Annotated in this window: 25 protein-coding genes; 14 read left to right on the top strand and 11 right to left on the bottom strand. The window is 62.3% G+C overall.

Annotated elements, in window-relative coordinates:
* Nucleotide 1: 1 nt before the first annotated feature.
* The 3 genes from JQN68_RS00315 to JQN68_RS00305 all read right to left on the bottom strand — a co-directional run bounded on the left by JQN68_RS00315 (nucleotide 2) and on the right by JQN68_RS00305 (nucleotide 2,952).
* Nucleotides 2-412: a DUF2721 domain-containing protein gene (locus tag JQN68_RS00315; protein WP_225071149.1), complete on the bottom strand. Its 411-nt coding sequence runs from the start codon at nucleotides 410-412 to the stop codon at nucleotides 2-4.
* An 86-nt stretch (nucleotides 413-498) separates the two neighbouring features.
* Complete coding sequence (locus JQN68_RS00310) at nucleotides 499-993, bottom strand: GNAT family N-acetyltransferase (RefSeq protein WP_225071148.1); 495 nt, start codon at nucleotides 991-993, stop codon at nucleotides 499-501.
* A gap of 84 nt (nucleotides 994-1,077) precedes the next feature.
* Entirely contained in the window at nucleotides 1,078-2,952 is a 1,875-nt protein-coding gene (locus JQN68_RS00305; RefSeq protein ID WP_225071147.1) for an ATP-binding cassette domain-containing protein, read from the bottom strand.
* A 238-nt stretch (nucleotides 2,953-3,190) separates the two neighbouring features.
* Here JQN68_RS00305 and JQN68_RS00300 point away from each other — a divergent pair, with 238 nt between their 5' ends.
* Complete coding sequence (locus JQN68_RS00300) at nucleotides 3,191-3,799, top strand: arylesterase (protein WP_225071146.1); 609 nt, start codon at nucleotides 3,191-3,193, stop codon at nucleotides 3,797-3,799.
* Nucleotides 3,800-3,826: 27 nt separating this feature from the next.
* On the opposite strand, the gene JQN68_RS00295 is transcribed toward JQN68_RS00300, so the two are convergent.
* The 4 genes from JQN68_RS00295 to JQN68_RS00280 all read right to left on the bottom strand — a co-directional run bounded on the left by JQN68_RS00295 (nucleotide 3,827) and on the right by JQN68_RS00280 (nucleotide 7,069).
* Entirely contained in the window at nucleotides 3,827-4,498 is a 672-nt protein-coding gene (locus JQN68_RS00295) for a 4Fe-4S binding protein (protein WP_225071145.1), read from the bottom strand.
* Nucleotides 4,499-4,584: 86 nt separating this feature from the next.
* Nucleotides 4,585-5,199, bottom strand: a complete 615-nt coding sequence (locus tag JQN68_RS00290) for a flavodoxin family protein (RefSeq protein WP_225071144.1) — start codon at nucleotides 5,197-5,199, stop codon at nucleotides 4,585-4,587.
* 35 nt (nucleotides 5,200-5,234) lie between these two features.
* Nucleotides 5,235-6,305 (bottom strand): peptide-methionine (S)-S-oxide reductase MsrA, encoded by a 1,071-nt coding sequence (gene msrA / locus JQN68_RS00285; RefSeq protein ID WP_502799342.1) that lies wholly within the window; start codon nucleotides 6,303-6,305, stop codon nucleotides 5,235-5,237.
* A 134-nt stretch (nucleotides 6,306-6,439) separates the two neighbouring features.
* Nucleotides 6,440-7,069, bottom strand: a complete 630-nt coding sequence (locus tag JQN68_RS00280; protein WP_225071142.1) for a zinc ribbon domain-containing protein — start codon at nucleotides 7,067-7,069, stop codon at nucleotides 6,440-6,442.
* Between the two features lie 296 nt (nucleotides 7,070-7,365).
* On the opposite strand from JQN68_RS00280, the gene JQN68_RS00275 reads away from it, so the two are divergent.
* The 3 genes from JQN68_RS00275 to ald all read left to right on the top strand — a co-directional run bounded on the left by JQN68_RS00275 (nucleotide 7,366) and on the right by ald (nucleotide 10,806).
* Nucleotides 7,366-7,779 carry a hypothetical protein gene (locus JQN68_RS00275; protein ID WP_225071141.1) on the top strand — a complete coding sequence of 138 codons (414 nt, stop codon included), beginning with the start codon at nucleotides 7,366-7,368 and terminating at the stop codon, nucleotides 7,777-7,779.
* A 234-nt stretch (nucleotides 7,780-8,013) separates the two neighbouring features.
* Nucleotides 8,014-9,621 carry a phosphoglycerate dehydrogenase gene (serA, locus tag JQN68_RS00270; protein WP_225071140.1) on the top strand — a complete coding sequence of 536 codons (1,608 nt, stop codon included), beginning with the start codon at nucleotides 8,014-8,016 and terminating at the stop codon, nucleotides 9,619-9,621.
* 75 nt (nucleotides 9,622-9,696) lie between these two features.
* Complete coding sequence (gene ald / locus JQN68_RS00265; RefSeq protein ID WP_225071139.1) at nucleotides 9,697-10,806, top strand: alanine dehydrogenase; 1,110 nt, start codon at nucleotides 9,697-9,699, stop codon at nucleotides 10,804-10,806.
* Nucleotides 10,807-10,895: 89 nt separating this feature from the next.
* Here ald and nudC read toward each other — a convergent pair whose 3' ends face one another.
* From nudC to JQN68_RS00245, 4 genes are all read right to left on the bottom strand, one after another.
* A complete protein-coding gene (gene nudC / locus JQN68_RS00260; RefSeq protein WP_225071138.1) occupies nucleotides 10,896-11,774 on the bottom strand; it encodes an NAD(+) diphosphatase in 879 nt (292 codons plus the stop codon).
* A gap of 29 nt (nucleotides 11,775-11,803) precedes the next feature.
* On the bottom strand, nucleotides 11,804-12,322 hold the full coding sequence (locus tag JQN68_RS00255) for an NUDIX hydrolase (RefSeq protein WP_225071137.1): 519 nt from the start codon (nucleotides 12,320-12,322) through the stop codon (nucleotides 11,804-11,806).
* A gap of 53 nt (nucleotides 12,323-12,375) precedes the next feature.
* The gene (locus JQN68_RS00250; protein ID WP_225071136.1) at nucleotides 12,376-13,248 is read right to left on the bottom strand and encodes a diacylglycerol/lipid kinase family protein; all 873 of its coding nucleotides are present in this window, start codon (nucleotides 13,246-13,248) and stop codon (nucleotides 12,376-12,378) included.
* Between the two features lie 74 nt (nucleotides 13,249-13,322).
* Nucleotides 13,323-14,531 carry a peptidase U32 family protein gene (locus tag JQN68_RS00245; RefSeq protein ID WP_225071135.1) on the bottom strand — a complete coding sequence of 403 codons (1,209 nt, stop codon included), beginning with the start codon at nucleotides 14,529-14,531 and terminating at the stop codon, nucleotides 13,323-13,325.
* Between the two features lie 593 nt (nucleotides 14,532-15,124).
* Between JQN68_RS00245 and JQN68_RS00240 the strand changes: the two genes are divergently transcribed.
* The 10 genes from JQN68_RS00240 to JQN68_RS00195 all read left to right on the top strand — a co-directional run bounded on the left by JQN68_RS00240 (nucleotide 15,125) and on the right by JQN68_RS00195 (nucleotide 25,344).
* The gene (locus JQN68_RS00240; protein WP_225071134.1) at nucleotides 15,125-16,126 is read left to right on the top strand and encodes a LysM peptidoglycan-binding domain-containing protein; all 1,002 of its coding nucleotides are present in this window, start codon (nucleotides 15,125-15,127) and stop codon (nucleotides 16,124-16,126) included.
* Nucleotides 16,127-16,139: 13 nt separating this feature from the next.
* Entirely contained in the window at nucleotides 16,140-17,306 is a 1,167-nt protein-coding gene (dprA, locus tag JQN68_RS00235; RefSeq protein WP_225071133.1) for a DNA-processing protein DprA, read from the top strand.
* A 13-nt stretch (nucleotides 17,307-17,319) separates the two neighbouring features.
* Nucleotides 17,320-17,805 carry a Smg family protein gene (locus tag JQN68_RS00230; RefSeq protein ID WP_225071132.1) on the top strand — a complete coding sequence of 162 codons (486 nt, stop codon included), beginning with the start codon at nucleotides 17,320-17,322 and terminating at the stop codon, nucleotides 17,803-17,805.
* 104 nt (nucleotides 17,806-17,909) lie between these two features.
* On the top strand, nucleotides 17,910-20,255 hold the full coding sequence (gene topA / locus JQN68_RS00225; RefSeq protein WP_225071131.1) for a type I DNA topoisomerase: 2,346 nt from the start codon (nucleotides 17,910-17,912) through the stop codon (nucleotides 20,253-20,255).
* Nucleotides 20,256-20,358: 103 nt separating this feature from the next.
* Complete coding sequence (gene trmFO / locus JQN68_RS00220) at nucleotides 20,359-21,720, top strand: methylenetetrahydrofolate--tRNA-(uracil(54)-C(5))-methyltransferase (FADH(2)-oxidizing) TrmFO (RefSeq protein WP_225071130.1); 1,362 nt, start codon at nucleotides 20,359-20,361, stop codon at nucleotides 21,718-21,720.
* On the top strand, nucleotides 21,717-22,370 hold the full coding sequence (locus JQN68_RS00215) for a Maf family protein (RefSeq protein ID WP_225071129.1): 654 nt from the start codon (nucleotides 21,717-21,719) through the stop codon (nucleotides 22,368-22,370). Before trmFO ends, JQN68_RS00215 begins: the two co-directional genes overlap by 4 nt.
* 17 nt (nucleotides 22,371-22,387) lie before the next feature.
* Nucleotides 22,388-23,074, top strand: coding sequence for a YggS family pyridoxal phosphate-dependent enzyme (locus JQN68_RS00210; RefSeq protein WP_225071128.1), 687 nt, complete (start codon nucleotides 22,388-22,390; stop codon nucleotides 23,072-23,074).
* Nucleotides 23,075-23,085: 11 nt separating this feature from the next.
* Nucleotides 23,086-24,468, top strand: coding sequence for a sodium-dependent transporter (locus JQN68_RS00205; RefSeq protein ID WP_225071127.1), 1,383 nt, complete (start codon nucleotides 23,086-23,088; stop codon nucleotides 24,466-24,468).
* A 10-nt stretch (nucleotides 24,469-24,478) separates the two neighbouring features.
* Nucleotides 24,479-25,120 (top strand): HAD family hydrolase, encoded by a 642-nt coding sequence (locus JQN68_RS00200; RefSeq protein WP_225071126.1) that lies wholly within the window; start codon nucleotides 24,479-24,481, stop codon nucleotides 25,118-25,120.
* Between the two features lie 38 nt (nucleotides 25,121-25,158).
* On the top strand, nucleotides 25,159-25,344 hold the full coding sequence (locus JQN68_RS00195; protein WP_225071125.1) for a hypothetical protein: 186 nt from the start codon (nucleotides 25,159-25,161) through the stop codon (nucleotides 25,342-25,344).
* Nucleotides 25,345-25,348 lie beyond the last annotated feature (4 nt).

Genomic DNA, 25,348 nt, shown 5'->3' with positions numbered 1-25,348 from the left:
GCTATTTCATCTGTTGCCGCACCTGGCGTTCGGTGCGTTGCAATTCATGCTTTAGAGCCTCTCCGGAGAGAAGCGTTTCCCAGAAGCTGATACCCAAGGATACCACCATCAGCACCAGGCTCCAACCGAAAGCGGCCCGTCCCCAGGGTTCCCGGTCGGCAAACAGGCTGATCATGGCCACCATGCACAGCAGCATGCTGATGATGCCCACGCCCTGCATCCATTTGATCAGTTGAATCCGCATGCGCAGGCTATGGATTTGACGGCGAACGTTGGGATCGTTACTCTGCGCCAGGCGCTGGGCCAGGGTCCGGATGACACTGGCCAGCGCCAGAAACCGGTTGGTATAGGCCAGCAACAACAGAGAAATGGCCGGAAACAGAAGCGCCGGGGTGGTGATATCGATCTGCATGGATTACTCCTGCGCGGGGTGAAACGGAGCCCAACCTGCGAGGACAACCTTGGGTGCTCGGAACGCCCCTCGAAATGACCCAGCGGTCAGGCGGCCCGCCGTTGTGGACGCAGGAATTCAAAAACCTGCTCGTCAAACCCTCCCCGCCCCTGGGGGGTGAAGCCGTTTTTTCGCAACATGCGTACCGCCGCCAGGTTGTTCTCCGCAAGGCGTGCCACCACCCGCTGAACCTTCTCCTGGCTGAAAGCCCAAGCCAGCAGGGCAGCAATCATTCGTGATGCCACGCCCTGACCGCGATACCGGGGCAGAACCGAACAATCGATTTCCACCTGACCGGCCGGTCCGGCCAGATGGCGAAAGCGGATGCAGCCCACCAGCACCGGGCCGTCCGCCAGGGCATACCAGGACCACCATCCTTCCTCCTTGCCGCGCGTTCCATCGGGGCAGGACCGGGGCGCTGGCGAGGTCCAGTTTTCAGGCACCGGGACACCAAGGAGGGCAGCAAAGCGAGCAGGACTCTCCCTTTCGGCGACGATCAAATCTTCGGTCCCGGCAATCAGGGACAGGGCACAGAGATCCATGGCGGCTCCTTCCGCAAGTAAAAAAGCGCGCCCAATCTACACCATCCCGCGTCCCTGTCAAGAGCGAAAAGCGGCAGTAGCGACTCAGGTCTCGGCCAAGGACTCCAATTCCTCCCAACGGCCGAAGCAGGATGCCAGTTCCCTCTCCAACTCTTCCAAGCGCTGCCGGGCCTCGGACACGGTAGTGCCCTGGCTGCGATAGAATTCCGGATCCGCCAACTGCTCGTGCAGCTCGGCCTGCTGCTGTTCCAGCGTTTCGATCCGTGCCGGCAAGTCGATCAGTTCCTGGCGTTCGGCAAAACTCAGCTTGCGCGGTCGGTGGCGTTCCGGCCTGGACCTTTCCGGCTTGGGCGGCGGGACTTCCGCCGCCGCTGACGGTCGCTGCCGCAGCCAATCCTCATAACCGCCGACGTATTCGGCAATGCGGCCATCACCCTCAAAAACCAGGGTACTGGTCACCACCCGATCGAGGAAAGCGCGATCGTGGCTGACCAGAAAAATCGTCCCGGTGAAACCGGCCAACAACTCTTCCAGCAACTCCAGGGTTTCCAGGTCGAGATCGTTGGTGGGCTCGTCCAACACCAGAACATTGGCCTCGCGGGTGAACAGACGGGCCAGCAGCAACCGGTTGCGCTCACCGCCGGACAGGATGCGAACCGGCGTTCGAGCCCGGTCGGGAGTAAACAGGAAGTCCTGCAGATAGCCGTACACATGCCGCGGTCGGCCGGCCACCAGCACCGTATCCTGGTCGCCCGACAGATTCTGCTGTACGGTCAGATCCGGATCGAGCTGATCGCGCAACTGATCGAAATACACCACCTGCAGATTGGTGCCGTGCCGCACCCGGCCATGCTGCGGGGTCAGTTCGCCGAGCAGCAGTCTTAACAGAGTGGTTTTGCCGGCTCCGTTGGGTCCGATAATCCCTATGCGGTCGCCACGCAACACGGTCAAGGACAGGTCACGCACCACGGGCCGTTCTCCGTAGGCAAAGGAAACCTCCTCCAGTTCCGCCACCAGCCTGCCGCTGCGCTCCGCCTCCTGAACCTGTAGCCGGGCCGTACCGGTACGTTCGCGCCGCTGGCGACGCTCTTCGCGCAACTGCAGCAACGCCCGCAGCCGGCCCTGGTTGCGGGTTCGTCGGGCCTTGACCCCCTGACGGATCCAGGCCTCCTCCTCGGCCAACTTCTGGTCGAAGCGCTGCCAGCGCCGCTCTTCGGCTTGGAGCCACTCCTCGCGGCGCTGCAGATAGGACTCGTAGTTGCCGGGAAAACTCAGCACCTGGCCGCGGTCGAATTCCACAATGCGCGTGGCCACGGCGCGCAAAAAGGATCGGTCATGGGTGACGAACAGCAAGGTCTGGCCGGAATTGACCAGAAAATCCTCCAACCAGGCAATGGAGTCCAGGTCCAGATGATTGGTGGGCTCGTCCAGCAGCAGAAGTTCCGGTTTGGTCACCAGGACCCGGGCCAGCAGGATGCGTCGTTTGATGCCGCCGGAAAAGGTCGTCACATCGGCGGCGCCGTCCAGGTGCAGACGCGACAGGACCTGTTCCACCTGCTGTTCCAGCTTCCAGCCGTCCAGGGTATCGAGCTGTTCGTGCAGGGCCAGCATTTCGGCGTCCGTCGCCGCGCCGCCGCCCTGCCGCATAAGGCGGTGATAGCGCAACAGCAGTGCCCCGGTGGGTCCGATACCGGAAAGGACCGCTGCCGTCACCGAACCGACCAGGTCCCGCGGCACATCCTGAGACAGCAGGGCGGACCGCAACCCCTGCCGACGATCGACCTGACCGCTGTCGGGTTGCAGTTCTCCACCGATGAGCCGCAACAAAGTCGTTTTGCCACTGCCGTTGCGGCCCAACAGGCAGACGCGCTCTCCTTCCTCGACCTGCAGATGGACATCGTCCAGAAGCGGCGGACCCCCAAATGCGAGACTCACACCACGAAGGCTTACCAGCGCCATGTTGCTCATTCCTTGAAAAAAATCAGTCCGAAGACTGAAGGCTGAAGGCTGAAGAAAGCAGTCCGAAGACTGAGGTCTGAAGGCTGAAGCAAAAACTTTTTTTCCAAACAGGGCTGGATTATGGCAGATGTCGGCGGGAAAGAAAAGAGCGGCCGGAACCGGGGCTGTCGGGGTTGACAGGACCCATGGATGGGTAACAATGACTAGTATTCTATGCTTCCCGGGAAGGAAGGCCTTCATGTTGGTTCAACAATTTGTGCAAAAAGCCCTCTTCACCCTGTTGATGGTTCTGCTACTAAGCGGCTGCCGGGATTCCCTGCCGCGCCTGCAGCCTTTGCCACCGGATGCCGTGATTATGGCCTTCGGCGACAGTCTCACGGCCGGCTACGGCGCAGCCAAGGAAGACAGCTACCCCGCCGTCCTGCAACAACTGACGGGCCGCCGGGTGGTCAATCGGGGCATCTCCGGCGAGGTCAGCGATGAGGGGCTGCAACGGCTGCCCGCTGAATTGAGCCGATTCCGTCCCGACCTGGTCATCCTCTGTCACGGCGGCAACGATCTCCTGCGCCGCCAGCCGACGGAACGGCTGACAGCCAACCTCGCGGCAATGATCGACCTGATTCGGGCCGACGGCGCCCAGGTGCTGCTGGTCGGGGTCCCCCAGCCTGGCCTGCGGCTGCGCACCGCCCCGCTCTATGAGGAACTGGCGCGCCGCCTCGAAGTGCCCTTTGAAGGAAACATCCTGCGCGACATCCTGGATGACAACGGCCTGAAAAGCGATGCCATCCATCCCAACATGGCCGGCTATCGACGCTTGGCGGAAGCCCTGGCCAAGCATCTTCCGTGACCGGAAACCGAGACGGCAGGCGCGCTTCTAGACTGCCGAGCCGGGCGGTTGAATTGCCCCCCGGGGACAGACCTGCGCGCAAAGACCGCATTTCAGACAGTCCGGACTGCCGATATGGCCTGCTTCCTTCGCTGCGGTGACGGGCAGGGACAGGGGACACACCTTTTGGCAGGCGCCGCAGGATACGCAGCGCTCCGCATCCAGATGCCAGCGCCGGCGATGACCGCCGAGGGCCAACTGCATGGTTCCCATGGGACACATGGCGCACCAGGCCCGAGGCCTAAAATAGAGCCCGAGGGGCACGCCGACCACCGTAGTCAGGACACACATCTGCCAGAATACCCGTCCCCAATGGAGGGGATCCGTCGGGTTGGCGCTGAGCCGCCAGACCATGAAGGACATGGTGCCGATGAGCAGAACAAGGCGCCAGCGTAGGTCGCGCAGCCAGAAAGGAATGGCTCGCCGGCGGCCGGCCAAGGCCAGCCAGGTATCGAAAAAACTGCCCCGCGGGCAATGGTGGCCGCAAAAGTGCCGACCGCGAAACACGCCGGTTACCATCGCCGTCAGCATGACCAGGGGCACCACAAAACCCAGCAGGGGGTAGGCCCATCCCAAGGCCAGAACCAGTACCACCACCAACCCCAGATACCATTTGTAACCGGCTGGTTTGAAACGACCCGAGAGATTTTTGGCGACCATGATTCAACCTCCATAAATTTTTATATTAAATTATATGGAATATCATATATTGTCAACACAATTACCTCCCGGCACAACGAAACCCCTCAGCGCCGCCCAAGGGCCAGTTGCCGCCCGAGCCGGCGAGCACGGCGCCGGATTCCGGGCGGCAGCGGCAGATGCTCCCGCTTTGCGGCCTGACCGACGATCAGAGTGCCGATGGTGCGCGCCCCGGGCAGTTCCGCGGCGGTTCGCAACAGGCGCGGCGCATTGGTAAACAGGCGCGCCAGCGGCGCCGGCATGGCGCAGGCAGTCACCACCACGGCCCGCTGCCCGGTGGACGGCCGGCGGCGCTTGGGTGCCAGGTTGCCCCAGGGCCACCAGGCATAGCAGACCTGCCGCTCGATGAAGCGCTTCATCAGAGCCGTAACGGTGAAAAAGTTGACCGGCGACGCCAACACCAGACCGTCCGCCCGCTCCATCTGATCCAGCATCTCCGCCATATCGTCCTGCCGCGGGCAATCCCCGCGAGTTTCGCCCGGTTCCTGGGTACAATGGCGGCAATTGGTGCAGAACTCGACATGCCGCTTGCGCAGATCGATTTTTGCCACCTCGGCGCCTGCCAGCCGAGCGCCTTCCAGAACCTCATCCAGCGCCCGTTCCACCACCCCGTCGCTGCGATAAGTACCAAGAATGCCGACGATGCGCACCGGCTCAGCCATGTTCCAATCCTTTCTGTCGCCATTCAGCCCAATCATCAGGGGGCACGAAAATGAGGCAGAAATTCGCCGTATCCGGCTGCCTCAAGCTGTTCCTTCGGAACAAACCGCAGGGCTGCCGAATTGATACAGTAGCGCAGGCCCGTGGGCGGCGGTCCATCCTTGAAGACGTGCCCCAAGTGGGAATCGCCGTACCGGCTGCGAACCTCGGTGCGCGTCCGAAATAGTTTCCGATCCTCGCGTTCGACGATGTTCGCCGCCACCAGGGGGCGGGTAAAGCTGGGCCAACCGGTACCGGAATCATACTTGTCCCGGGAACTGAACAGCGGCTCGCCGGAGACGATATCCACATAGATGCCTGCCCTTTTATTGTCCCACCAGGCATTGTCGAAAGGCCGTTCCGTGGCACCCTGCTGGGTGACCCGATACTGCAGGGGGGTCAGGATACGGCGCAGGGTGGCATCATCCGGCTTGCCGTAAGGGGTCCCCGGAGGGTTGGCGGGCTGTGCACCCGTATCGGCCCAGGTCTGTCGCAGAAACTGGTCCCGCCCCGAACCGCGGCGGTAATAGAGATATTTGACGGCGTGCTCTTTATGGTAGTCCTGATGATAATCCTCCGCCGGATAAAACTCCCGCAGGGGTTCGATGACCGTGACGACGGGCGCCTTGAAACGACCCGACTCGGCCAGAGCCTGCCGGGATTGTTCCGCCAACCGGCGCTGCTCTTCATCGTGATAGAAGATTGCGCTGCGATACTGCGCCCCGCGATCGACAAACTGGCCTCCGGCATCCGTCGGATCGATGTGGCGCCAGAAATGGTTCAACAGTTGGATGTAGGAGATGCGGCGCGGATCATAGACCACCTGCACCGCTTCCACATGGCCGGTTCCACCAGAACTGACCTCTTCATAGGTCGGATTGGGCCGCCGCCCCCCGGTATATCCCGAAACAACTTCGACAACGCCGTCCAGCTTTTCGAAATCCGCCTCAACACACCAGAAACAGCCGCCGGCAAAGGTGGCCTTGCGCAAATCTTCCGGATTATGGGTCATGACGACTCCTTCTCCTCCACCAGTCAGGTTTTTCCTCCAGCCTTGGTGCCAGAACATCCCGCAAATTACGCCGACTACCACAACCGCAATCAGCACCGTTTTCATGGGCCATCCTCGTCAGGTTGAGTCCCTTTGACGGCGCCCCGATTCGGGCGGAGCCATCCGGCGGCTTGCTCCTGGCCGACAGGTCGTCAAGAGGACGGATTTGTTTGCTGCTCATACAACAGGGCACTCATCAAGCTCCCCCAGGCCAGGGTGACGATGATGCCGATCCCCAGGGCAAGCACGCCAAGCCCCGACAACAAACCGCCAAGGACCACCACCATCGTCCAAGTAAGCATGTCGGCGCGAAATACCTTCCAACTCCACCCTGCGGCCACCAGGGGGGCAGACCCGCGGTCAACGATGGCATACATACCGGGGGTCGCGGCCACCGAAACCGCCAGGCCGGCCAAGCCTCCCAGGACCGGAATCCGGCCGAGGACAAAAACCACCAACGTCACCAGCAGCAGATACACCAACAGGCCGCCGAAACAATCCCAGGCGGAGAACAGTTCCCCGATTTCGACTTTCCGTCCCCGAATCACTTTGAGCAGGGCACGCAGGTAGCCGGCCAGAAAAGCGACCTGCAAAATCGGAATCCAGATCAGAAAACAAAGCGCCAGACTAAGCACGGCGAGGTCAATCAGATTGCCCTTCCACAGACCCGTCGCGGATTGAAAAATCACGCCAAAACCAGGTGGCGTTGCGGACTGCGAATCGACGGTGCGTTCCTGCAGCAAAGCCTCGAAAGGTTTTCGGTGGTTCTGCTCATCCTTCATGTGTGTCTCCTTCTTCCCTTTCGCCTTCCTGATACGCCTCATTCATGCCAGCGCCGTCTGTCCAAGTATGATTATACAACCAATTACTTCGTGATGCCGCAGAACAGCGGGTTTCCCCAGGCAAGCGGAGCGGGCAATCTCTGCTAAAATACGAAGAGGTTCGTCCGGCTGCCACTGCCGGTGCCAGAAAACGCACGGACTGCTGCCGCGTTTCGACCTTCTCTGCTTCAGGCTTCCCTTGGCACGGCTATGGCATCTCCGTTTTCCCATCGCCCTGCAGAAAGGAGCAAGTGACCATGCTGCGATTTCGTCTTAACGTCCTTCAGGTCATTTTCCTGGCCATGATTGTCCCGGCGGCAGGTTGTCAACCCTCGCCCGACTATGGACGGGTGGTTCTGCATGGCCGGGATGCGCGGGTCGATCTGGTTTTTTCCGCCCGCGATCGGGCCATCATCTATGATTATTATGGCTATGTTCTGCCCCCCGGCCTGGCAAAACGGGAGCGCCTGCCGCCCGGATTGCGAAAGCACCTGGTGCGCTGGGGAGAACTGCCCCCCGGCCTGGCCGGCCATCGCTTGCCCGTCGATCTTGAAAGACGCCTGTCGCGCCTGCCACGCGGTTATCTGCGCCTGCGCTTCGGGACGGATGTCGTGCTGTTCCACGAGGACAGTCGTCTGATCCTGGATGTGCTCACGGACGTCGGGCCCTAGTGCGCCCTTCTGCTTTGACAAATTTACTGGCAAAATCGACGCCCCTCTTTTATGATAAGGGCGTTTTTTCATATCCGGCCGGCTTGCTCCTGTTTACCGATCCTTCATCCTGCAGGACGTTCATCGCCGCCGGTCTGCTCAGGCAGACGAAGTCCGACCCATCGACTTTTTCTATATGCTGACCGCTGAATATTGAACCGGTTAAATGCCTTTTTCCAAGCAGAAGGAGCGACAATGAAGATTCTGGTGACGGAGAAAATTGCCAAGGAAGGTCTTTCGATTCTGGAAAATGACCCGCGGCTGGAACTGGACATCAAAATCGACCTGCCCCGGGAAGAACTCCTGAACGTCATCGGCGATTACGATGCCCTGCTGATCCGCAGCGCCACCAAGGCCGACCGCGAACTGCTCGATGCCGGCAAGAAGCTCAAAATCGTCGGCCGGGCCGGTGTCGGCCTGGACAATGTGGACGTCAAGCGGGCCAGCGAATTGGGCATCATCGTCTGCAATGCGCCCTTCGGCAACATCAATAGCGTCATCGAACATACCCTGGCGCTGCTATTGGCCATCTGCCGCAAGCTGGTTCCGGCCGATGCCAGCCTCAAGGCCGGACGCTGGGATCGATCGACCTTCAAGGCGTCGGAACTGAAGGGCAAGGTGGCCGGGGTCATCGGGCTCAACAAGATCGGCGGCGGCGTCGCCACCCTGCTGAAAAGCTTCGGCTGCGAAGTGCTCGGCTGCGACCCCTACGTTTCCGAAAAAAGGGTGCAGGATCTGGGAGTCCGCCTGGTCTGCCTGGAAGAACTGGTGCGCTGTGCCGACATCATCACCCTGCATGTGCCTCTCAACGATGAAACCCGCAACCTCATCGACGCCCAGCAACTGGCCTCGATGAAACCGGGCGTCGTTCTGCTGAATACCGCCCGCGGCGGCGTCATCAATGAAGCGGCGCTCCTCGACGCCCTGGAAAAGGGCCAGGTCGGCGGAGCCGGCGTCGATGTCTGGAGTGAGGAACCGCCCAAAAGCGAGGTCATCAAAAACCTCATCGCCCACCCCCGCATGCTCTCCATGCCCCATCTCGGCGCCTCCAGCGTCGAGGCCCAGATCAACGTGGCGGTGGACGTGGCCAAGGAAATCGTTCGCTACGCCAACGAACAGCCTCTGGAGAATGCCGCCAACATCCCGCGCTTCGACAGTTCCCTGATGGACCAGATGCGGCCCTTCCTGCACTTGGCGAACATCATGGCCGATTTCGTGGCGCAACTGGCCGACTCCAACTTCAACAAGATCACCTTTTCCTACCAAGGCGAGGTGGCCAACTATTGCTGCACGCCGATTACCGTCTGCGGCCTGGCGGCCATGCTCAACAACAAGGTCGAGCAGGATGTGAACATGGTCAACGCCGCCCTGATCGCCGAGAACATGGGCATCCGCATCGAGGAAAAGAAAACCACCGAGCCGGGCCCTTTTTCCAACACGGTGGTCATCACCATCGAGGGACCCAATTTCCGCCGTTCCATAGCCGGCACGCACTTCGAGGGCAAACCGCGCATCGTGCAGTTGCGCGATTACCAGGTCGATTTCGCGCCGGAAGAACACATGATGGTCATCACTTATGAGGATCGTCCCGGAATGATCGGCCGCATCGGCCGCATCATGGGCGAACACGACATCAACATCGCCGCCATGAGCCTCGGCCGCCGAGAAAAACGGGGCGAAGCCATGGTCATCCTGTCCCTGGATTCCGCCGTGCCCGCGGACGTGGTCAAGGAAATCGGCGAAATGGTGGAATCGTCCTTCGTCAAGTATCTGCACCTGGTCAAGGCCCGGGCCGAACAGTAGGCCGACCGCCGGGGCCGTCGACCGACTCGGCGGCCCCGGCCGGCGCAGCCATTCATCCCAAATTCGGAAACGGTCATGATCGTCGGCGTTCCCAAAGAGAGAAAAACCCGCGAATACCGCGTCGCATTGACTCCTCACGGCGCCCGAGCATTGGTGGAGGATGGGCATGTGGTGCTGGTGGAGAGCGGCGCCGGCCTGGGCAGCGGCCTGGACGACCATCAGTACCGGAAAGCCGGCGCCCAGGTGTTGGCGACGGCACGAGAGATCTTCACCGCCGGAGAACTCATCGTCAAGGTCAAGGAACCGCTGCCGGAAGAGTGCGCCCTGTTGCGGGAAAACCAGGTTCTGTTCACCTTTCTGCATCTGGCCGCAGCGCCAGAACTGACCCGGACCCTGCTGGAGCGGAAGGTGACCGCCCTGGCCTATGAAACGGTCCAGCTGGCGGACGGCAATCTGCCCCTGCTGCAGCCCATGAGCGAGGTGGCGGGCCGCATGGCGGTTCAGATCGGTGCCCATTTTCTGCAGAAGGAGGCCGGCGGCAAGGGGTTGCTGCTGGCCGGCGCCCCCGGTGTCCGTCCGGGCCATGTGGTCATCCTGGGCGCGGGTACCGCCGGCAGCAATGCGCTGCGCATCGCCGTCGGCATGGGTGCCGACGTGACCATCCTGGATATCGACCCGACCCGTCTCAAGGTTCTGGACGACCATTACGGCAACCGCATCCACACCCTGATGTCCAACAGCCAGGATATCGACGAAGAAATCCGCCGCGCCGACCTGGTCATCGGCGCCGCCCTGGTGGCAGGCGCCCGGGCCCCGCAATTGGTCAGCGAAGCGATGGTGGCGGGCATGGAACCGGGCAGTGTCGTCGTCGACCTGGCCATCGATCAGGGCGGCTGCATCGCCACCAGCCAACCGACCAGCCACGATCAGCCGATCCGATTCGTGCATGAGGTGCTGCATTACGGCGTCGCCAACGTCCCGGGCGCCGTAAGTCGTACCAGCACCTTCGCCCTCACCAACAGCACCCTGCCCTACATCCGCCATATTGCCCGCAGCGGCCTGGGCGAGGCCCTGCGCCAGAACGCGGCCCTGGCCCGCGGTCTCAACACCTTTGACGGTCGCCTGTACTGTCGCGCCGTCGCCGAAACCCTCCACCTGCCCTGGGAGGCCCTGCCCGGCGCCTGACCTGACAGACCCGGAGCGTCCTGTCCCGCGACCTTTCAATCCCGTGACCCTTCAGCATCGGTGGACAGCTTCCCGAGACCCTGTGCTGATCAGTCAAATCCATCCCGCAGATAATGATCCAGAATGAATCGGGAGATGCTGCGCGGCGGCGGCAGGGCCGGCAGAGCATCCAGGGAAAACCAGCGGGCATCGGCCAGTTCTCCATAATCCACCCGCAGTTCCCCGCCATCGTAGTCGGCCACAAAGCCGGCCATCAACTGACTGGGAAAAGGCCAGCATTGGCTGCCGACATAGCGCAGGTTCCGAACCTGCACGCCGGTTTCTTCGGCGATTTCCCGGGCCGCGGCCTCCTCCAGACATTCACCGAAATTGACGAAACCGGCCACCAGGCTGTAGCGGCCTTCCGGCCATTCCGCCTTGCGCGTCAGCAGCACTTCGCCGGGCCGGCGCACCAGGGTGATCACGCAGGGATGGATATGGGGAAAATGCACGGCACCGCAGGCCGTGCAGCGCTTGCCCCATTCACCGGCCAGACGTTCCGGCCGTCCGCCGCAACGTGAGCAAAAAAGGCTGTTGCCTTCCCAGTGGAGAATCTGGCCGGCCACTCCGGCCAGGGACAGGGGTGCGATGGGAATCAGCGTATCCCAATCCGGCAAGGCATGGGCCCGAAGCCCGCTTGGCGTCGGCGCATCCGCAGCCAGGGCCATGACCCGACACGGTCTGCCATCCCACAACCCAATGAACAGGGGTTGGAAAGTCCCTGCCGAATTGACCGGACAGGGACCTTCCGGCAGGGATGGTGCCCCCGGTTCCTCCCGGAGCAACAGATCCGCGCCACGCAGCAGCAGCCAAACTCCCACCCCACCCGGATCCTGGTCGGGCGTCCCGGGTTGGAACCGTTCACGCAGACAGGTACTGTTGAAAGGCAAATCCGCCGGGTGCCGAAAATGGGGGTTGAGCGTGGTCATGGTGATTCTGTCCTTACTGCCGTCAGAGATTATTTTTCCGCCAGCATTCGCGCCGCCAGCAGCAGTGCCAGCTGAGTCTTGCCATCGCCGATATAGCCGGCATCGAGCAGCCGCAAGGCTTCTTCGAAAGCCATGGGCACCGCTTCGATAAACTCGTCCTCCTCCTGCGCCATGGGTACCGGGGTCAGTTCCCGGGCCAGAAACAGGAACAGGCGCTCATCACAGAAGCCGACCGCCGGCAGCATGGTGGTCAGCCGGGTCAAACGACCGGGATGATAGCCGATTTCCTCGGCCAACTCACGGGTAATGCAATCCGCCGGGTCCTCGCCCGGTTCCAACCGCCCGGCGGGAATTTCCCAGACCGTGCCGCCCACCGCCGGACGGAACTGACGGATGAGGATGACCCGGCCGTCATTGAGAATGGGCAGCGCCGCCGCGCCCCCGGGATGGCGTACCAGTTCAAAAGTCGCCCGGCGGCCGTCGGGCAGGCAATGCTCTTCCCTGCTCACGGAAAAGATCCGGCCTGTAAATATCTTCCTGTCGCTCATGGGATAATCCTTTTGAAGGCTGAGGGCTGAAGGCCACCAAAACCGATCCGGACTCAGCGGTCGCTGGGAAAAACCACCTGCAGTTCACCGAAACGGGCCTGGAAGGTCAGCGGCAATGCGCCCAGATAGTCGCCATCGATCTGAACCGGAATCCCGCTCCCGGTTGCCGTCAGGGATTGCACCCGCAACTGACGAACGTCGCCGGGCCCCGGCGGGCGCCCCATGGCGATGCGGATCGCCGTGCGCAGCAAGGCGAAACGTCCCGGCCGCAGGAACAGGCAGACCGCCAGGGCATCATCCTGCATATCCGCCTGGGGGGAGATCACAAAACGCCCCCCGTAATGCCGGGCGTTGCTGACGATGGCGCCATAGGCGCGATACAGCTCGCCGCGGTCCGTTACCACCTGCAGTTCGCCCGGCAGAGGGCCGCACAGCACCTGCATGGCACTGATCAGATAGGCCGGCTTGCCGAACCGACGCTTCAACCGCAGGTTGACGCGCTCCACCACGGCAGCATCGAAACCGACCCCCGCCATGAGCAGAAAGCGTCGTCCGTTGGCCGATCCCAGACAGACGGGCCGGGGCGGGCCGTGCAGGGCCAGGGCGCAGGCCTGCTCCAGGTCGAAAGGGAGGCCGGCTTCCAGAGCGAAGACATTGGCCGTGCCCATGGGCACGAACGCCAGGGGCAGATGACTGGGTGCCAGGCCGTTGATGACTTCGTTGAGGGTGCCGTCCCCGCCCGCCGCCACGATGCGCTGAAAACTTCCCTGTTTGGCGGCGGCAGCAGCCCGTTGGGCATCGCCGCGCCCCTTGGTGAGGGTCAAATCCACCCTGGCGCCTCCCTGTTCGAGCAGTGCGACCATACTGCGGATCCGCTCCAGGGCGGCACTGCCGGCGGCGGGATTGGCGATCAGCTTCAGGTTCATGGCAGGTTTTCAGCCTCCGGGTTAGGAGTCCAAAGCGGCAGCAAGAATACTTGAAATAATGGCTGTTTCCAATATCAATGTTCCCGCCGCAGCAGATCCCCGGCCTGGGCCCCGACCGGCACATCCAGCAACAGGCGGGCATTGGGCTGGGCCACGGTGCGGGGAGTGCCGTCTTCGGCAGCCAGGAGGCCGACGGTGAAACGGACCTGCCGCATACCGGGCCCGATCAATTCCAGCTCCTCGCCGGGGAAAAACCGGTTGCGCCCTTCGACCAGAGCGCGCCCGGCCTCATCAACCCGCAGCACCACGCCGACGAAGTCGTGACTGCGTCGATAACGGGCGTCGCCGGGATGCAACTGCGGATCCTCCGTGCCGAATAAAAACCCCTTGGAGTAGGGTCGATGGCTGACCTTGTCGAGTTCCTCCAGCCACAGGGGGTCGCACACATAGTTCACCGGATCTGCCAGATAGCGATCCAGGGCGGCCCGATAGACCCTGGTTACCGCCGCCACGTAGTAACGGCTTTTCATGCGTCCTTCGATTTTCAGGCTGTGCACGCCGGCCGCCAGCAGTTCGGGCAGATGCTCGATCAGGCAGAGATCGCGACTGTTGAGCAGGTAGCTGCCACGGGCATCCTCCTCGATGGCCAGGAACTGCCCGGGACGGGTTTCCTCCATCAGAGCATAGTTCCAGCGGCAGGGCTGGGTGCACAGGCCGCGATTGGCGCTGCGCCCCGTCAGGGCGGCGGACAACAGACAGCGACCGGAATAAGCCACGCACAAGGCGCCGTGGACGAAAACCTCTAGTTCAACGCGGGTTCCGGCCGCCACGGCGCGAATCTCCTCGAGGGTCAGTTCCCGGGCCAGATTGACGCGGCGGATACCGGTTCTGCGCCAGAACTCGGCCGCTTCGGCATTGGTGGTATTGGCCTGGGTGGACAGGTGCAGTTCCCGCCCCGGATCCACCTCCCGGAGCAGAGTGATCAGCCCCGGATCGGCCACAATGTAGGCATCCAGGTCCAGGGACCGGAGATGTTCCAGGTAGCGGCGACAGTCGTCCGTCTCCCCCGGCTTGAGATAAGCGTTCAAGGTCAAATAGAGACGCTTGCCGCGGCGCCGCGTCAACTCCCGGGCCCGGGCCAGCTGTTCGAGGGAAAAATTGCCGGCCAGGGCGCGCAGGCCGAACTGTTCACCGCCGGCGTACACCCCGTCGGCGCCGTAAGCCAATGCCGTTTCCAATTTTTCGAGGTCACCGGCGGGGGCCAGCAGTTCGGGAGGCGACATGAGGGTCTCCTTGGCATGAGATTCGACGCAACGGATGAACACCGGGGCCGGCAGGAACAAAACGGCAGTGGTGGCCCAAACCCGAACCGCCCCGCCGCCCCGGGAAGCAAGCTTTCGTCAGGAAGCCAGCAGCTTATCACATCCGGCTGCCGGCAAGGCAAGGGACATTCTGCTCCCGGGCGGTCTTGCCACTTGACAAGAAAGATAAAAGCGAATAGGTTTTTTAGCAAATTTTTAGTTGCAATGGAGTGTCCCCCGGGCAGGCGAGCAGCCAAGCCACAGCTCGAAACGGACTCGTGTTTGATGATCAGTGGCGTAAATAGTCACCGAAAACGGGGAAATCGCAACCTGTCGGAAATCGGAAGGGTTGCCCATCCGACCAGGAAGGGCCTTGTGGCGTTCTCTTTCCCCTTGCGGCAGCCTTTTTCCCAGGCCTGGATAATTGGCCCGGAGAATGCTTGTTCGTGACTGTACCCGGCGGTCCCCGATTTGGCGATCGCGTCAGAAAACGTTACTGTCCCGGTGGCCGGCCGCGGCCCGTCACCCTGCCTCGGGGCATGACCCCGACTGTCACTGGAAGAGGGAGACCGTACATGAAAAAGCTCGGAAAAGCCCTGACCCTGGTCAGCCTGCTCTTGTGGCCAGCGGCCCTGCTTGCGGCCGCTCCCGACCAGGTTTATACCATTAAAAAGGGAGATACCCTGTGGAGCATCTCCCAACGTTTCATCAAGGATCCCCACTATTGGCCCAGCCTTTGGGCCAACAATCCGGCCGTTACCAATCCCCACCTGATCTATCCTGGTCAGAGGGTGGCCATTCGCGACGGACGCTTGATCATTCTGCCAGGAGAGGAAGCCGCCGCCAAGCCGGTGGCGGCCGTGGAGCAAACCCAACTTCCCACCCGGGAAGAAGCCGTTACCGTCAAGGCCCGCCGCGGCACCGAAGGATTCGTCAGCATTGAGGAGTTGGCCGCGGCCGGAACCCTGGTGGATGCGGAAGACGACCGCATCATGCTGACGGACAATTCCCGCATCTTCGTCCATATGCACGACGCCGAACAACTGCAACCCGGCGCGAAACTGGCCCTGGTGGAGATCGGCCGCAAGGTCAAACATCCGGTGACCGGTCAATTCCTGGGGCACCGGATCAGCTATCTGGGCAATACCGAAATCACCGCCGTCAAACCGCCCGTTGCCACTGCCGTCATTCGCGAAGCCAACATGGAAATCCGCCGCGGCGCACGCCTCATCCCCCTGCCCCCCGGTCCGCAGACCATCACTCTGAAAAAACCACAACAGGCCCTGGCCGGGGTCATCGTCGACGGCGAGCGGGAAAAGATCGCTCTAAGCCAGTTCGATGTGGTGTATGTCGACCTGGGGCAGCGTGAAGGCCTGGAACCGGGCAACATGCTCTATCTGTACCGGCCTCGCAAGGGGACCCACCAAAGCCTTCCGGGACATCGCCTGGCATTGCCCGACGAACTTCTCGGCGCCGGCGTGGTCCTTTCCACCCACGACAGCACCTCAGCGGTGCTGGTGCTGAAAAGTATCGGTCCGATTTACGTGGGGGATCACGTGACGACGGTCATGGACTGAACACAATAACAGAATGGAACCGGCGGCCGCCGACTGCCAGCTCGGCAGCGCCGCCGGTTTTTTTTATGCGTGCTGTTACCTCATGACCCCCACTGAGCAATCCTGGCTGCGTCTGCATCTCACCCCGGGGCTGGGCCGGGTCGGCATCGGCCGTCTGCTGGAGGCCTTCGGCCATGTGGATGCGGTGCTGGCCGCCGGCCCCACCGCCTGGCGGGAACGGGCCCGAATCGGCCCGGCCGCGGCGGCAGGGCTTCCGGCACCGGATGATCCCGACTTTCTGCGGACCCGTGATCGGCTCGTCAAGCTGGGGGTGCGCATCCTTTCCCGTTGGCATGATGACCGCTATCCCGCCTTGTTGGGCACCATCTTCGACCCACCCGCCCTGCTTTACCTGCGCGGCCGCCTGCCGGAAGGTGAAGCGCTGGCCGTGGTCGGAGCGCGCCGAGCCTCCCCCCAGGGGCTGCTCCTGGCCGGTGAGATCAGCCGTAGCCTGGCGGAACGGGGGCTTGTCATCGTCAGCGGCCTGGCGCGCGGCATCGACAGCGCCGCCCATGCAGGCGCCCTGGATGGCGGCGGCGATACGGTGGCGGTGCTGGGTTGCGGCATCGATCACATCTACCCTCCGGAAAATGCCCGCTTGTTTCAACGTCTCCATGAACAGGGCGGTATCCTTTCGGAATATCCACCCGGCACGCAACCCTTAAAAGGCCACTTTCCGGGGCGCAATCGCATCATCAGCGGACTCTGCCGGGGCGTTTTGGTGGTCGAGGCCGCCCAACGCAGCGGCTCCCTGATTACCGCCGAATTCGCCCTCGACCAAGGACGGGAAGTGTTTGCCGTTCCCGGTGCCGTGCACACGGAAGGCAGTCAGGGCGTCAATCGCCTGCTCAAGGACGGTGCCCATCTGGTCACCGGCGCCGAGGATATCCTGGCCGTATTGCGGCCCCACCTACCCCTGGCCCCAAAACCGCATCGGGCACCCTGCTCCATCGAGCCTCTGCCGGAACCGGAACGAACCGTTTATGACAAACTCGGCCCGGAACCGCTACACATCGACCAACTGGCCAGGAAATGCGCCTTGACACCCATGGACCTTTCGGCTATTTTACTCCACTTAGAACTTGCCGGCGCCGTACAACAACTCCCCGGCATGTACTTTGTCCGCAAGCAGAACCTTTGAATAACGGAGGTTTATGACCGGCAACCCGCGTAAGGAACGTGTCCTGGCCATTGTCAGCCTGATTGCCCACTACGTCATGGAGGATGGACAACTGCCGGCCAGCAGCGATCTGGTCGAGGAACTTCTGGCCGTCGGTTTCGATGCCGAAGAGATCGACGCTGCCTTCAACTGGATGGAGAGTTTGTCCCTGCAACCCAACAATCAGTCACCAAATACCCCTCTGGTCGTGCCCAGCCAGCGGATCTTCACCACCGACGAATGCCTGGCCCTGTCCCGGGAGGCACGTGGCTTCCTGGTCAGAATCCGGGAAATGGGCATCATCGACGACGAGGTCCAGGAGGAGATCATCGACAAGGCCCTGAACATGGCCGACGACGAGGTCAGCCTGGGGGAGATGAAAACCCTGACCGCCCTGACCCTCTTCTCCCACTCCCACAGCACTTGGCTGCGGGAAGTCGACTGCTTCATGGAAGACGATTGGGCCCGACTTTATCACTGAGGGAAGCGCATTAAAGGCTGCGGATGATACCTGCAGCCTTTGCCGTTTCCAGCGGGCCGCTGGACAAGGCCGGCCCGGTAATTTAATCCGACTTCGAGGCGCGCATGGCAAGATCCCTGGTTATTGTCGAATCTCCTGCCAAGGCGAAAACCATAGAGAAATTCCTCGGCCCCGGCTACAAGGTGCTGGCTTCCTACGGCCATGTGCGGGCCCTGCCGAGCAAACAGGGTTCCGTGGACGTGGAGCATGACTTTGAACCCATCTACCATGTTCTGCCGGAAAGCAAGAAGCATATCGCCGCCCTGAAAAAGGAAGCGGCCGGCAGCCAGGAATTGATTCTGGCCACCGACCCCGATCGTGAAGGCGAGGCCATCGCCTGGCATCTGCTGGAAGCACTGGAAATCCCCGAAAGCAGCAAAAAACCCCAGGTCAAGCGGGTCACCTTTCACGAGATCACCAAGGGCGCCATCCAGGAAGCGATTGCCGCGCCGGGCCGTATCGCCCGGGACTTGGTCGACGCCCAGCAGGCCCGCTCGGTGCTCGATTATCTGGTGGGTTTCAACCTGTCGCCCTTTCTCTGGAAAAAGATCCGTTACGGCCTGTCCGCCGGACGCGTGCAATCCGTCGCCCTGCGGCTCATCTGCGAGCGGGAAAAAGAAATCAATGCCTTCGAGGCCCGGGAATACTGGACCATCGATGCCGACCTCACAACCGCCCACGGCGCGGCCTTTCAAGCCCGCCTGCACGCCCTGGACGGCAAAACCCTGGACAAGTTCGCCCTGGCCAACGAAGCGGATGCCCGACAGGTGGTCAATGCCGTCGGTACCGCGCCCTTTGCCGTCACGCGCCTCAAGCAGACGGAAAAGAAACGCAATCCGGCCGCCCCCTTCACGACCAGCACCCTGCAACAGGAAGCCAGCCGAAAACTCGGTTTTTCAGCCCGCAAAACCATGAGCGTGGCTCAGAAACTTTACGAGGGCATCGACATCGGCCAGGGTCCGGAAGGTCTCATCACCTATATGCGTACCGATTCGGTCGCCCTGTCCCAGGTGGCCACCGGCGAAGCCCATGACCTCATCGTCAAGTTGTTCGGCAAGGAATACGCACTGAAACAACCCCGGGCCTTCAAGAACCGGGCAAAGAACGCCCAGGAAGCCCATGAGGCGATTCGCCCGACCAGCCTCGGCCATATCCCGGAGCAGATCAAGGGCCACCTCTCCTCCGACCAGTACCGGCTCTATCGTCTCATCTGGCAGCGGACCATGGCCTCGCAGATGGCCTCCGCCATCCTCGACGCCACCACCGTCGACCTGACGGCGGCGGAGCGCTATACCTTCCGCGCCTCCGGCCAGGTGGTACGGTTTCCCGGATTCATGAAACTCTACATCGAGGATTCGGATACCGTCAACGAAGAGGAAGAGGCGGAAGGCACTCTGCCGGCCCTGGCCGAAGGGGAACCGGTCGAATGCCGGAAACTGTTGCCGGCCCAGCATTTTACCCAGCCGCCACCGCGCTTTACGGAGGCCAGCCTGGTCAAAACCCTGGAAGAAAACGGCATCGGCCGGCCTTCCACCTATGCCTCCATCATCAACACCCTGACCATGCGCAAATACGTGCGGTTGGAAAAACGGGTCTTTTTTCCCGAGGACGTCGGCATGGTGGTCAGCGATCTGCTGGTCAACCATTTTGAAAAATATGTCGACTACCAGTTCACCGCGCAGATGGAAGAGGAACTGGATGCCATTTCGCGCGGCGAGATGCAATGGCGACCGGTGCTGAAGGAATTCTGGGAACCGTTCATCGCTCTGCTGAAGGAAAAAGAAAAGCAGGTCTCCAAGCAGGATGTGACCACGGAAAAAACCGATCGCACCTGCCCCGAGTGCAGCAAGCCGCTGGTCATCAAACTGGGGCGTTCGGGGCGCTTCCTGGCCTGTTCCGGCTTTCCGGACTGCCGCTATACGGAACCCTTGAATGGAGCGGAAAAGGAAGAACCGGAGGTCTCCGACCAGACCTGCGACAAGTGTGGCGCCCCCATGCTGGTCAAACAGGGCCGCTACGGCAAATTTCTGGCCTGCTCCGCCTACCCGGAATGCAAGAATATCCAACCCCTGGTCAAGCCCAAGGCCCTGGGCATCACCTGCCCGGAATGCAAAGAGGGCGAACTGATGGAGAAGAAGAGTCGCTACGGCAAGCTGTTCTACTCCTGCAATCGTTATCCGAAATGCAAATATGCCCTCTGGGATCAGCCCATTGCCGAGCCCTGTCCCAAGTGCGGCTTTCCCCTGGTAGTGGAAAAAACCACCAAGCGCCAGGGCACCTTTCGCAAATGCCCCCAGGAAAACTGCGACTGGAGCGAAGTCCTGGTTGCGCCCGAGCCAAAAGCCGCGCCGAAAAAACCGGCCGCGAAAAAATCGGCGGCCGAAAAGGGCCCTTCCTCCAAAAAGAAGTAATCCTTCATCGACACCCGCCGGCGTCCCTTCGACGACCGGGCCGCCCGGCCCGGTCGTTTGCGCATGACAGCCGGCATGATCCGACAAGAGGCTCCGACCCATCATGTCCACTACCACACCATCTTCCGCTTTGCTCATCATCGGTGGCGGGCTGGCCGGCTGCGAAGCCGCCTGGCAGGCCGCTCGTCAGGGGCAGTCGGTGGTTCTTTACGAAATGAAACCGCAACATTATTCACCGGCCCATCAATCGCCGCACCTGGCGGAACTGGTCTGTTCCAACAGCCTGCGGGGCACCGGCATGAACAACGCCGTCGGCTGCCTGAAGGAGGAACTGCGTCGCTGCGGCAGCCTGTTCATGGCCGCCGCCGACGCCACGGCGGTGCCGGCCGGCGGCGCTCTGGCCGTGGATCGGGAGGCCTTTGCCGGTTACATCACCGAACACATCGAGAACCACCCACTGATCGAACTGCGTCGTCAGGAAGTCACCGCCATCCCCTCTGCGGAAACCGTCATCATCGCTTCGGGGCCGCTGACCTCGCCGGCTTTGTCCGAACCCATCGCGGCTCTGACGGGCCGGGAACAGCTGTACTTCTACGATGCCATCGCGCCCATCGTCGAGGCCGATTCCATCGATTTCAGCATCGCCTGGCGGGCGTCTCGCTACGGGCGCGGCGGGGATGATTACGTCAACTGTCCTCTGACCCGGGAAGAATACCTGGCCTTCGTCACCGCCCTGAAAAGCGCCGAGCGGGTGCCGGGGCGCCCCTTTGAAAAACTGATCCATTTCGAAGGCTGCATGCCCATCGAGGAAATGGCCGACCGCGGCGACATGACCCTGGCCTTTGGTCCCATGAAACCGGTCGGCCTGCCCGATCCCCGCACCGGGCGCGATCCCTTCGCCGTGGTCCAACTGCGGCAGGACGACCGCCATGCGACCCTGTTCAACATGGTCGGCTTCCAGACCAAGCTGACCTATCCGGAACAACGGCGCCTTCTGCGCTCCATTCCCGGCCTGCAGGCGGCGCGTTTCGCCCGCCTCGGCAGCATGCACCGCAACACCTTCATCAACGCGCCAACCTGTCTGAACCGGAGTCTGCAGCTGAAAAGCGATCCAAGACTGTTCTTCGCCGGCCAGATCACCGGCGTCGAAGGCTATGTCGAATCGGCCGCCACCGGCCTGCTGGCCGGCCTGTTCGCGGCCGCACTGCGGCGCGGCAAAGAACCGCTCCTGCCTCCTGCGACCACCGCCCTCGGCGCCCTGCTGGGGCACCTGGCCGATGCGGAGCCGGAAAATTTCCAGCCCATGAACGTCAACTACGGCCTCTTCCCGCCCCTGGAGGATCGACGCCGCAAACGTACCGAGCGGCGCCTCGCCATGGCGGAGCGGGCCCTTGCTGATCTCGAGCCCTGGCGACTTCAGGTATTGCCGGAGCATGGGGACGCCGATCAGGGAGCACCATCATGACCGGGCCTTTCAACGCAGAGCATCCCCAGGGCATCGTGCTGGCTTCCGCTTCGCCCCGCCGCCGGCAACTGCTGGCGTCCGTCGGCATCCCCTTCACCACCGTGGTCAGTCATGTTCCGGAGGATGAACGGCCCGGGGAAACGGCGGACCAGCATGTGCGGCGGCTGAGCCTCGCCAAAGCCCGCGAGGTGGCCGAACAGTCGGGGGTGGCGGGGCGCTGGTTCATCGGCAGCGACACCGTGGTGGTGCGGGATGGCACCATTCTCGGCAAACCCGCCGATGCCGCCGAGGCGGCAGCCATGCTGCGGTCCCTGTCCGGCCGCAGTCACCAGGTGTTGTCCGGCTATGCGGTGCTGGATCGCCAAACCGGCCGGCACATCGAGGCGGCGGTCAGCACCACGGTCCGGTTCAAGGCGTTGACAGAGCAGGAGATCCAGGGTTACATTGCCAGCGGTGAACCCTTCGACAAGGCCGGTGCCTATGCCATCCAGGGCCTGGGGGCCTTCATGATCCCGGCCATCGAAGGCAGTTATACCAATGTCGTCGGCCTGCCCCTGTGCGAGATCATCGCCGCCCTGGAAGAACTCGGCGCCCATCAACTCTTCGACGCATCGAGGCAGGTCACGACGAACGACAACTGTTCCGCCTGATTGCCCTGGGAGCCATCATGAGCATTCAAGCCAATTTGCAGCAGATACGGGAGTGCATGAATGCGGCCTGCCACCGGGCGGGACGCAACCCGGCCGCGGTACGGTTGGTGGCGGTTTCCAAAACCAAGCCGGCCGCCCTTATCGAGGAGGCGGCCGCCGCCGGACAGAACCTGTTCGGGGAAAATTACGTCCAGGAGTTTATCGACAAACGGGAAGCTATCAAGTCTCCCGTCGAATGGCACTTCATCGGTGCGCTGCAGACCAACAAGGTGAAATATCTGCCCGGCAAGGTGCAGCTGATCCATTCCGTCGACCGGCTTTCCCTGGCCCGGGAAATCGACCGCCAATGGGCCAGGATCGATGCCGTGGCGGACATTCTCATCCAGCTCAATCTGGGCATGGAAACCACTAAAGCCGGCACCGAAGAGGCCGAACTCGAAGCCTTGGTGCGGGCGGCGGCCGCCCTGCCGCGATTGCGCATCCGCGGACTGATGGCCCTGCCGCCCTATCTCGACGATCCGGAGGAGGTGCGCCCCTATTTTCGCCGCCTGAGTGAATTGGCCACCGCCGTCGATGCCCTGCGCATCCCGGGAGTGACCATGGCCGAACTGTCCATGGGCATGAGCCACGATTTCGAGGTCGCCATCGAAGAAGGCGCCACCCTGGTGCGGGTCGGCTCGGCCATTTTCGGCGAGCGCACCTAAAGGGAGCCGTTATGCAGGAATCCCAACCCCGTGCACTGTGGGCCTCGCGGCTGGGATTCATCCTGGCCGCCGCCGGCAGCGCCGTCGGTCTCGGCAACATCTGGAAATTTCCCTACATCACCGGCAACAACGGCGGCGGCGCCTTTGTGCTGGTGTACCTGGTCTGCATCACCCTGGTCGGCCTGCCCATCATGATGGCGGAACTGATGATCGGCCGCCACACCCGGCGCGACGCGGTGGGCGCCTTCATCAGCCTGGCCGGCCGCCGTTCCCCCTGGCAGCTGGCCGGCTGGACCAGCGTCATCGCCGCCTTCGTCATCCTCTCCTACTATTCGGTGGTGGCCGGTTGGACCCTGGATTATGTGCTGCGCTCCATCCAGGGAGCCTTCGCCGGGCAGTCTCCGACAGCGGTGGAAAGCCTGTTCGCAAGCCTTATCGCCGACGGCCGACGCCAGATACTCCTGCACCTGGTCTTCCTCGGCCTGTGCCTCGGCATCGTTATCGGCGGGGTCCAGCGCGGCATCGAACGCTGGAGCAAAATCCTCATGCCGGTGCTGGCGATTCTGTTGCTGTTGCTGTTCGTCAATGGCATGCTCAGCCCCGGAGCCAGGCAGGCGGTCGACTTCATGTTCCGCCCCGATTTTCACAAACTGACGCCCGGCGCCATTCTGGAAGCCCTCGGCCATGCTTTTTTCACCCTGTCCCTGGGCATGGCGGCCATGATCACCTACGGCTCCTATCTGGAGCGCCGGGAGAATCTTCTCGGCGCCAGCCTGCGGGTCGGCGTGCTGGATACGGCCATCGCCCTCATCGCCGGCTTGGCCATCTTTCCCATCGTGTTTTCCGCAGGCCTGGAACCGGCCGCCGGTCCCGGACTGATCTTCAAAACCATTCCGGTGGTGTTCGCCACCCTGCCCTTCGGCAACCTGCTGGCGCTGCTATTTTTCCTGCTGCTGGCCTTTGCCGCCCTGACCAGTGCCATTTCTCTGTTGGAAGCCCAAGTCGCCTATCTCATCGATGAACGGGGCTGGGGACGCCGCCAGGCGACCTGCGCCCTCGCCTTGCTGGCCTTCCTGGCCGGAATTCCCTCGGCCCTGTCGGACAACCTCCTCGGCGGGGTGACCCTGTTCGGCGGCCTCGGCATATTCGACTCCATCGACCTGCTGGCCTCCAACTACCTGCTGCCCATCGCCGGGTTGCTGACGGCGGTGTATGTGGGGTGGTTCTGGAGCGGAAAGGAAGAGAAGGAAGAATTGCTGGCCGGCGGCGAGGGCTGGGTCTACCCGGTTTGGCATACCCTGTTGCGCTACCTGGCTCCCCTGGCGGTATCTGCTATTCTTATTAACAAGATCGCCGAAACCGGCCTGTTTTCCTACTTGGCCGGTTTATTTTAAGGAGCGCGTCATGCCCCTGGACGTCTTTCTGTTCGACTTGGACGGTACCTTGATCGATTCCGCCGCCGATCTGGCCACAGCGGTCAACCTGCTGCGCAGGGAGCTGTCTCTGGACCCTCTCAGCATCGACGCGGTGCGCGGCATGGTCGGGGACGGAGCCACCATGCTGGTACGCCGGGCCCTGCCGGATGATCAGTTCTCGCCCGACCGCCTGGACCGTTTTATTTATCACTACCGCGCCCACCTGTTGGACCAGACCCGGGTCTATCCGGAAATCGCCGATTTCCTGATGGCCCACCAAGGCAAAAAAATGGCCGTGGTCACCAACAAACCGGCGGACCTGGCCGGGGTTCTGCTGTTTGAATTGGGCCTGCTGCCCTTTTTGAGCTGCCTGGTCGGCGGCGATTCCGGCCTCCCCAAAAAGCCCGATCCGGCCCCGATCTTCCAGGCCCTGCGTGAATTGCAGGCGGACCCGGAACGGGCGGTACTGTTTGGGGACCACCATACGGACCTGAACGCCGGGCGGGCAGCCGGCATCCGTACCTGTTTCTGCGCCTACGGCTTCGGCCGCGCCGACGATGCCCCGTGGGACTTCCGCGCCGAACAGCCCGCGGACCTGCTGCGCCTGTTTCCGCCCGACCGCCCCGCGTAAACCATTTCATCCATCAACCGTAGCGGCCTGGAGACACCATGGAAAAAAAGCATCCCTGCCCGGACTGCAGTTTCTGCCAGTGGTGCCCCGACAGCCGCTGCGCCGCCTGCCTGCGACACAGCCACCCCTGCCGCCGCAAGCTGTCCATGGCCGAGCAGATCGCCCGCTATGAACAGGTCAACCGGGAATTTGAAGAGAAAAAAAGGCTGAAGAATGAAGGCTGATTGG

Source organism: Desulfuromonas sp. CSMB_57, assembly GCF_020194955.2.
Taxonomy (GTDB): Bacteria; Desulfobacterota; Desulfuromonadia; order Desulfuromonadales; family Syntrophotaleaceae; genus JAFCIY02.
The sequence above is the reverse complement of the archived record's forward strand: the minus strand, read 5'-3'. Positions and strand labels throughout refer to the sequence as shown.

Bases quoted from the DNA above. Each gene is read 5' to 3' on its own strand.
- JQN68_RS00310 (WP_225071148.1), bottom strand. From the start codon at position 993: ATGGATCTCTGTGCCCTGTCCCTGATTGCCGGGACCGAAGATTTGATC.
- JQN68_RS00295 (WP_225071145.1), bottom strand. From the start codon at position 4,498: ATGGTCGCCAAAAATCTCTCGGGTCGTTTCAAACCAGCCGGTTACAAA.
- JQN68_RS00205 (WP_225071127.1), top strand. From the start codon at position 23,086: ATGCAGGAATCCCAACCCCGTGCACTGTGGGCCTCGCGGCTGGGATTC.
- topA (WP_225071131.1), top strand. From the start codon at position 17,910: ATGGCAAGATCCCTGGTTATTGTCGAATCTCCTGCCAAGGCGAAAACC.
- msrA (WP_502799342.1), bottom strand. From the start codon at position 6,305: ATGTTCTGGCACCAAGGCTGGAGGAAAAACCTGACTGGTGGAGGAGAA.
- ald (WP_225071139.1), top strand. From the start codon at position 9,697: ATGATCGTCGGCGTTCCCAAAGAGAGAAAAACCCGCGAATACCGCGTC.
- JQN68_RS00290 (WP_225071144.1), bottom strand. From the start codon at position 5,199: ATGGCTGAGCCGGTGCGCATCGTCGGCATTCTTGGTACTTATCGCAGC.
- JQN68_RS00280 (WP_225071142.1), bottom strand. From the start codon at position 7,069: ATGAAGGATGAGCAGAACCACCGAAAACCTTTCGAGGCTTTGCTGCAG.
- serA (WP_225071140.1), top strand. From the start codon at position 8,014: ATGAAGATTCTGGTGACGGAGAAAATTGCCAAGGAAGGTCTTTCGATT.
- JQN68_RS00245 (WP_225071135.1), bottom strand. From the start codon at position 14,531: ATGTCGCCTCCCGAACTGCTGGCCCCCGCCGGTGACCTCGAAAAATTG.
- JQN68_RS00255 (WP_225071137.1), bottom strand. From the start codon at position 12,322: ATGAGCGACAGGAAGATATTTACAGGCCGGATCTTTTCCGTGAGCAGG.
- JQN68_RS00210 (WP_225071128.1), top strand. From the start codon at position 22,388: ATGAGCATTCAAGCCAATTTGCAGCAGATACGGGAGTGCATGAATGCG.
- trmFO (WP_225071130.1), top strand. From the start codon at position 20,359: ATGTCCACTACCACACCATCTTCCGCTTTGCTCATCATCGGTGGCGGG.
- JQN68_RS00240 (WP_225071134.1), top strand. From the start codon at position 15,125: ATGAAAAAGCTCGGAAAAGCCCTGACCCTGGTCAGCCTGCTCTTGTGG.
- JQN68_RS00195 (WP_225071125.1), top strand. From the start codon at position 25,159: ATGGAAAAAAAGCATCCCTGCCCGGACTGCAGTTTCTGCCAGTGGTGC.
- dprA (WP_225071133.1), top strand. From the start codon at position 16,140: ATGGAACCGGCGGCCGCCGACTGCCAGCTCGGCAGCGCCGCCGGTTTT.
- JQN68_RS00215 (WP_225071129.1), top strand. From the start codon at position 21,717: ATGACCGGGCCTTTCAACGCAGAGCATCCCCAGGGCATCGTGCTGGCT.
- JQN68_RS00230 (WP_225071132.1), top strand. From the start codon at position 17,320: ATGACCGGCAACCCGCGTAAGGAACGTGTCCTGGCCATTGTCAGCCTG.
- JQN68_RS00250 (WP_225071136.1), bottom strand. From the start codon at position 13,248: ATGAACCTGAAGCTGATCGCCAATCCCGCCGCCGGCAGTGCCGCCCTG.
- nudC (WP_225071138.1), bottom strand. From the start codon at position 11,774: ATGACCACGCTCAACCCCCATTTTCGGCACCCGGCGGATTTGCCTTTC.
- JQN68_RS00200 (WP_225071126.1), top strand. From the start codon at position 24,479: ATGCCCCTGGACGTCTTTCTGTTCGACTTGGACGGTACCTTGATCGAT.
- JQN68_RS00300 (WP_225071146.1), top strand. From the start codon at position 3,191: ATGTTGGTTCAACAATTTGTGCAAAAAGCCCTCTTCACCCTGTTGATG.
- JQN68_RS00305 (WP_225071147.1), bottom strand. From the start codon at position 2,952: ATGGCGCTGGTAAGCCTTCGTGGTGTGAGTCTCGCATTTGGGGGTCCG.
- JQN68_RS00315 (WP_225071149.1), bottom strand. From the start codon at position 412: ATGCAGATCGATATCACCACCCCGGCGCTTCTGTTTCCGGCCATTTCT.
- JQN68_RS00275 (WP_225071141.1), top strand. From the start codon at position 7,366: ATGCTGCGATTTCGTCTTAACGTCCTTCAGGTCATTTTCCTGGCCATG.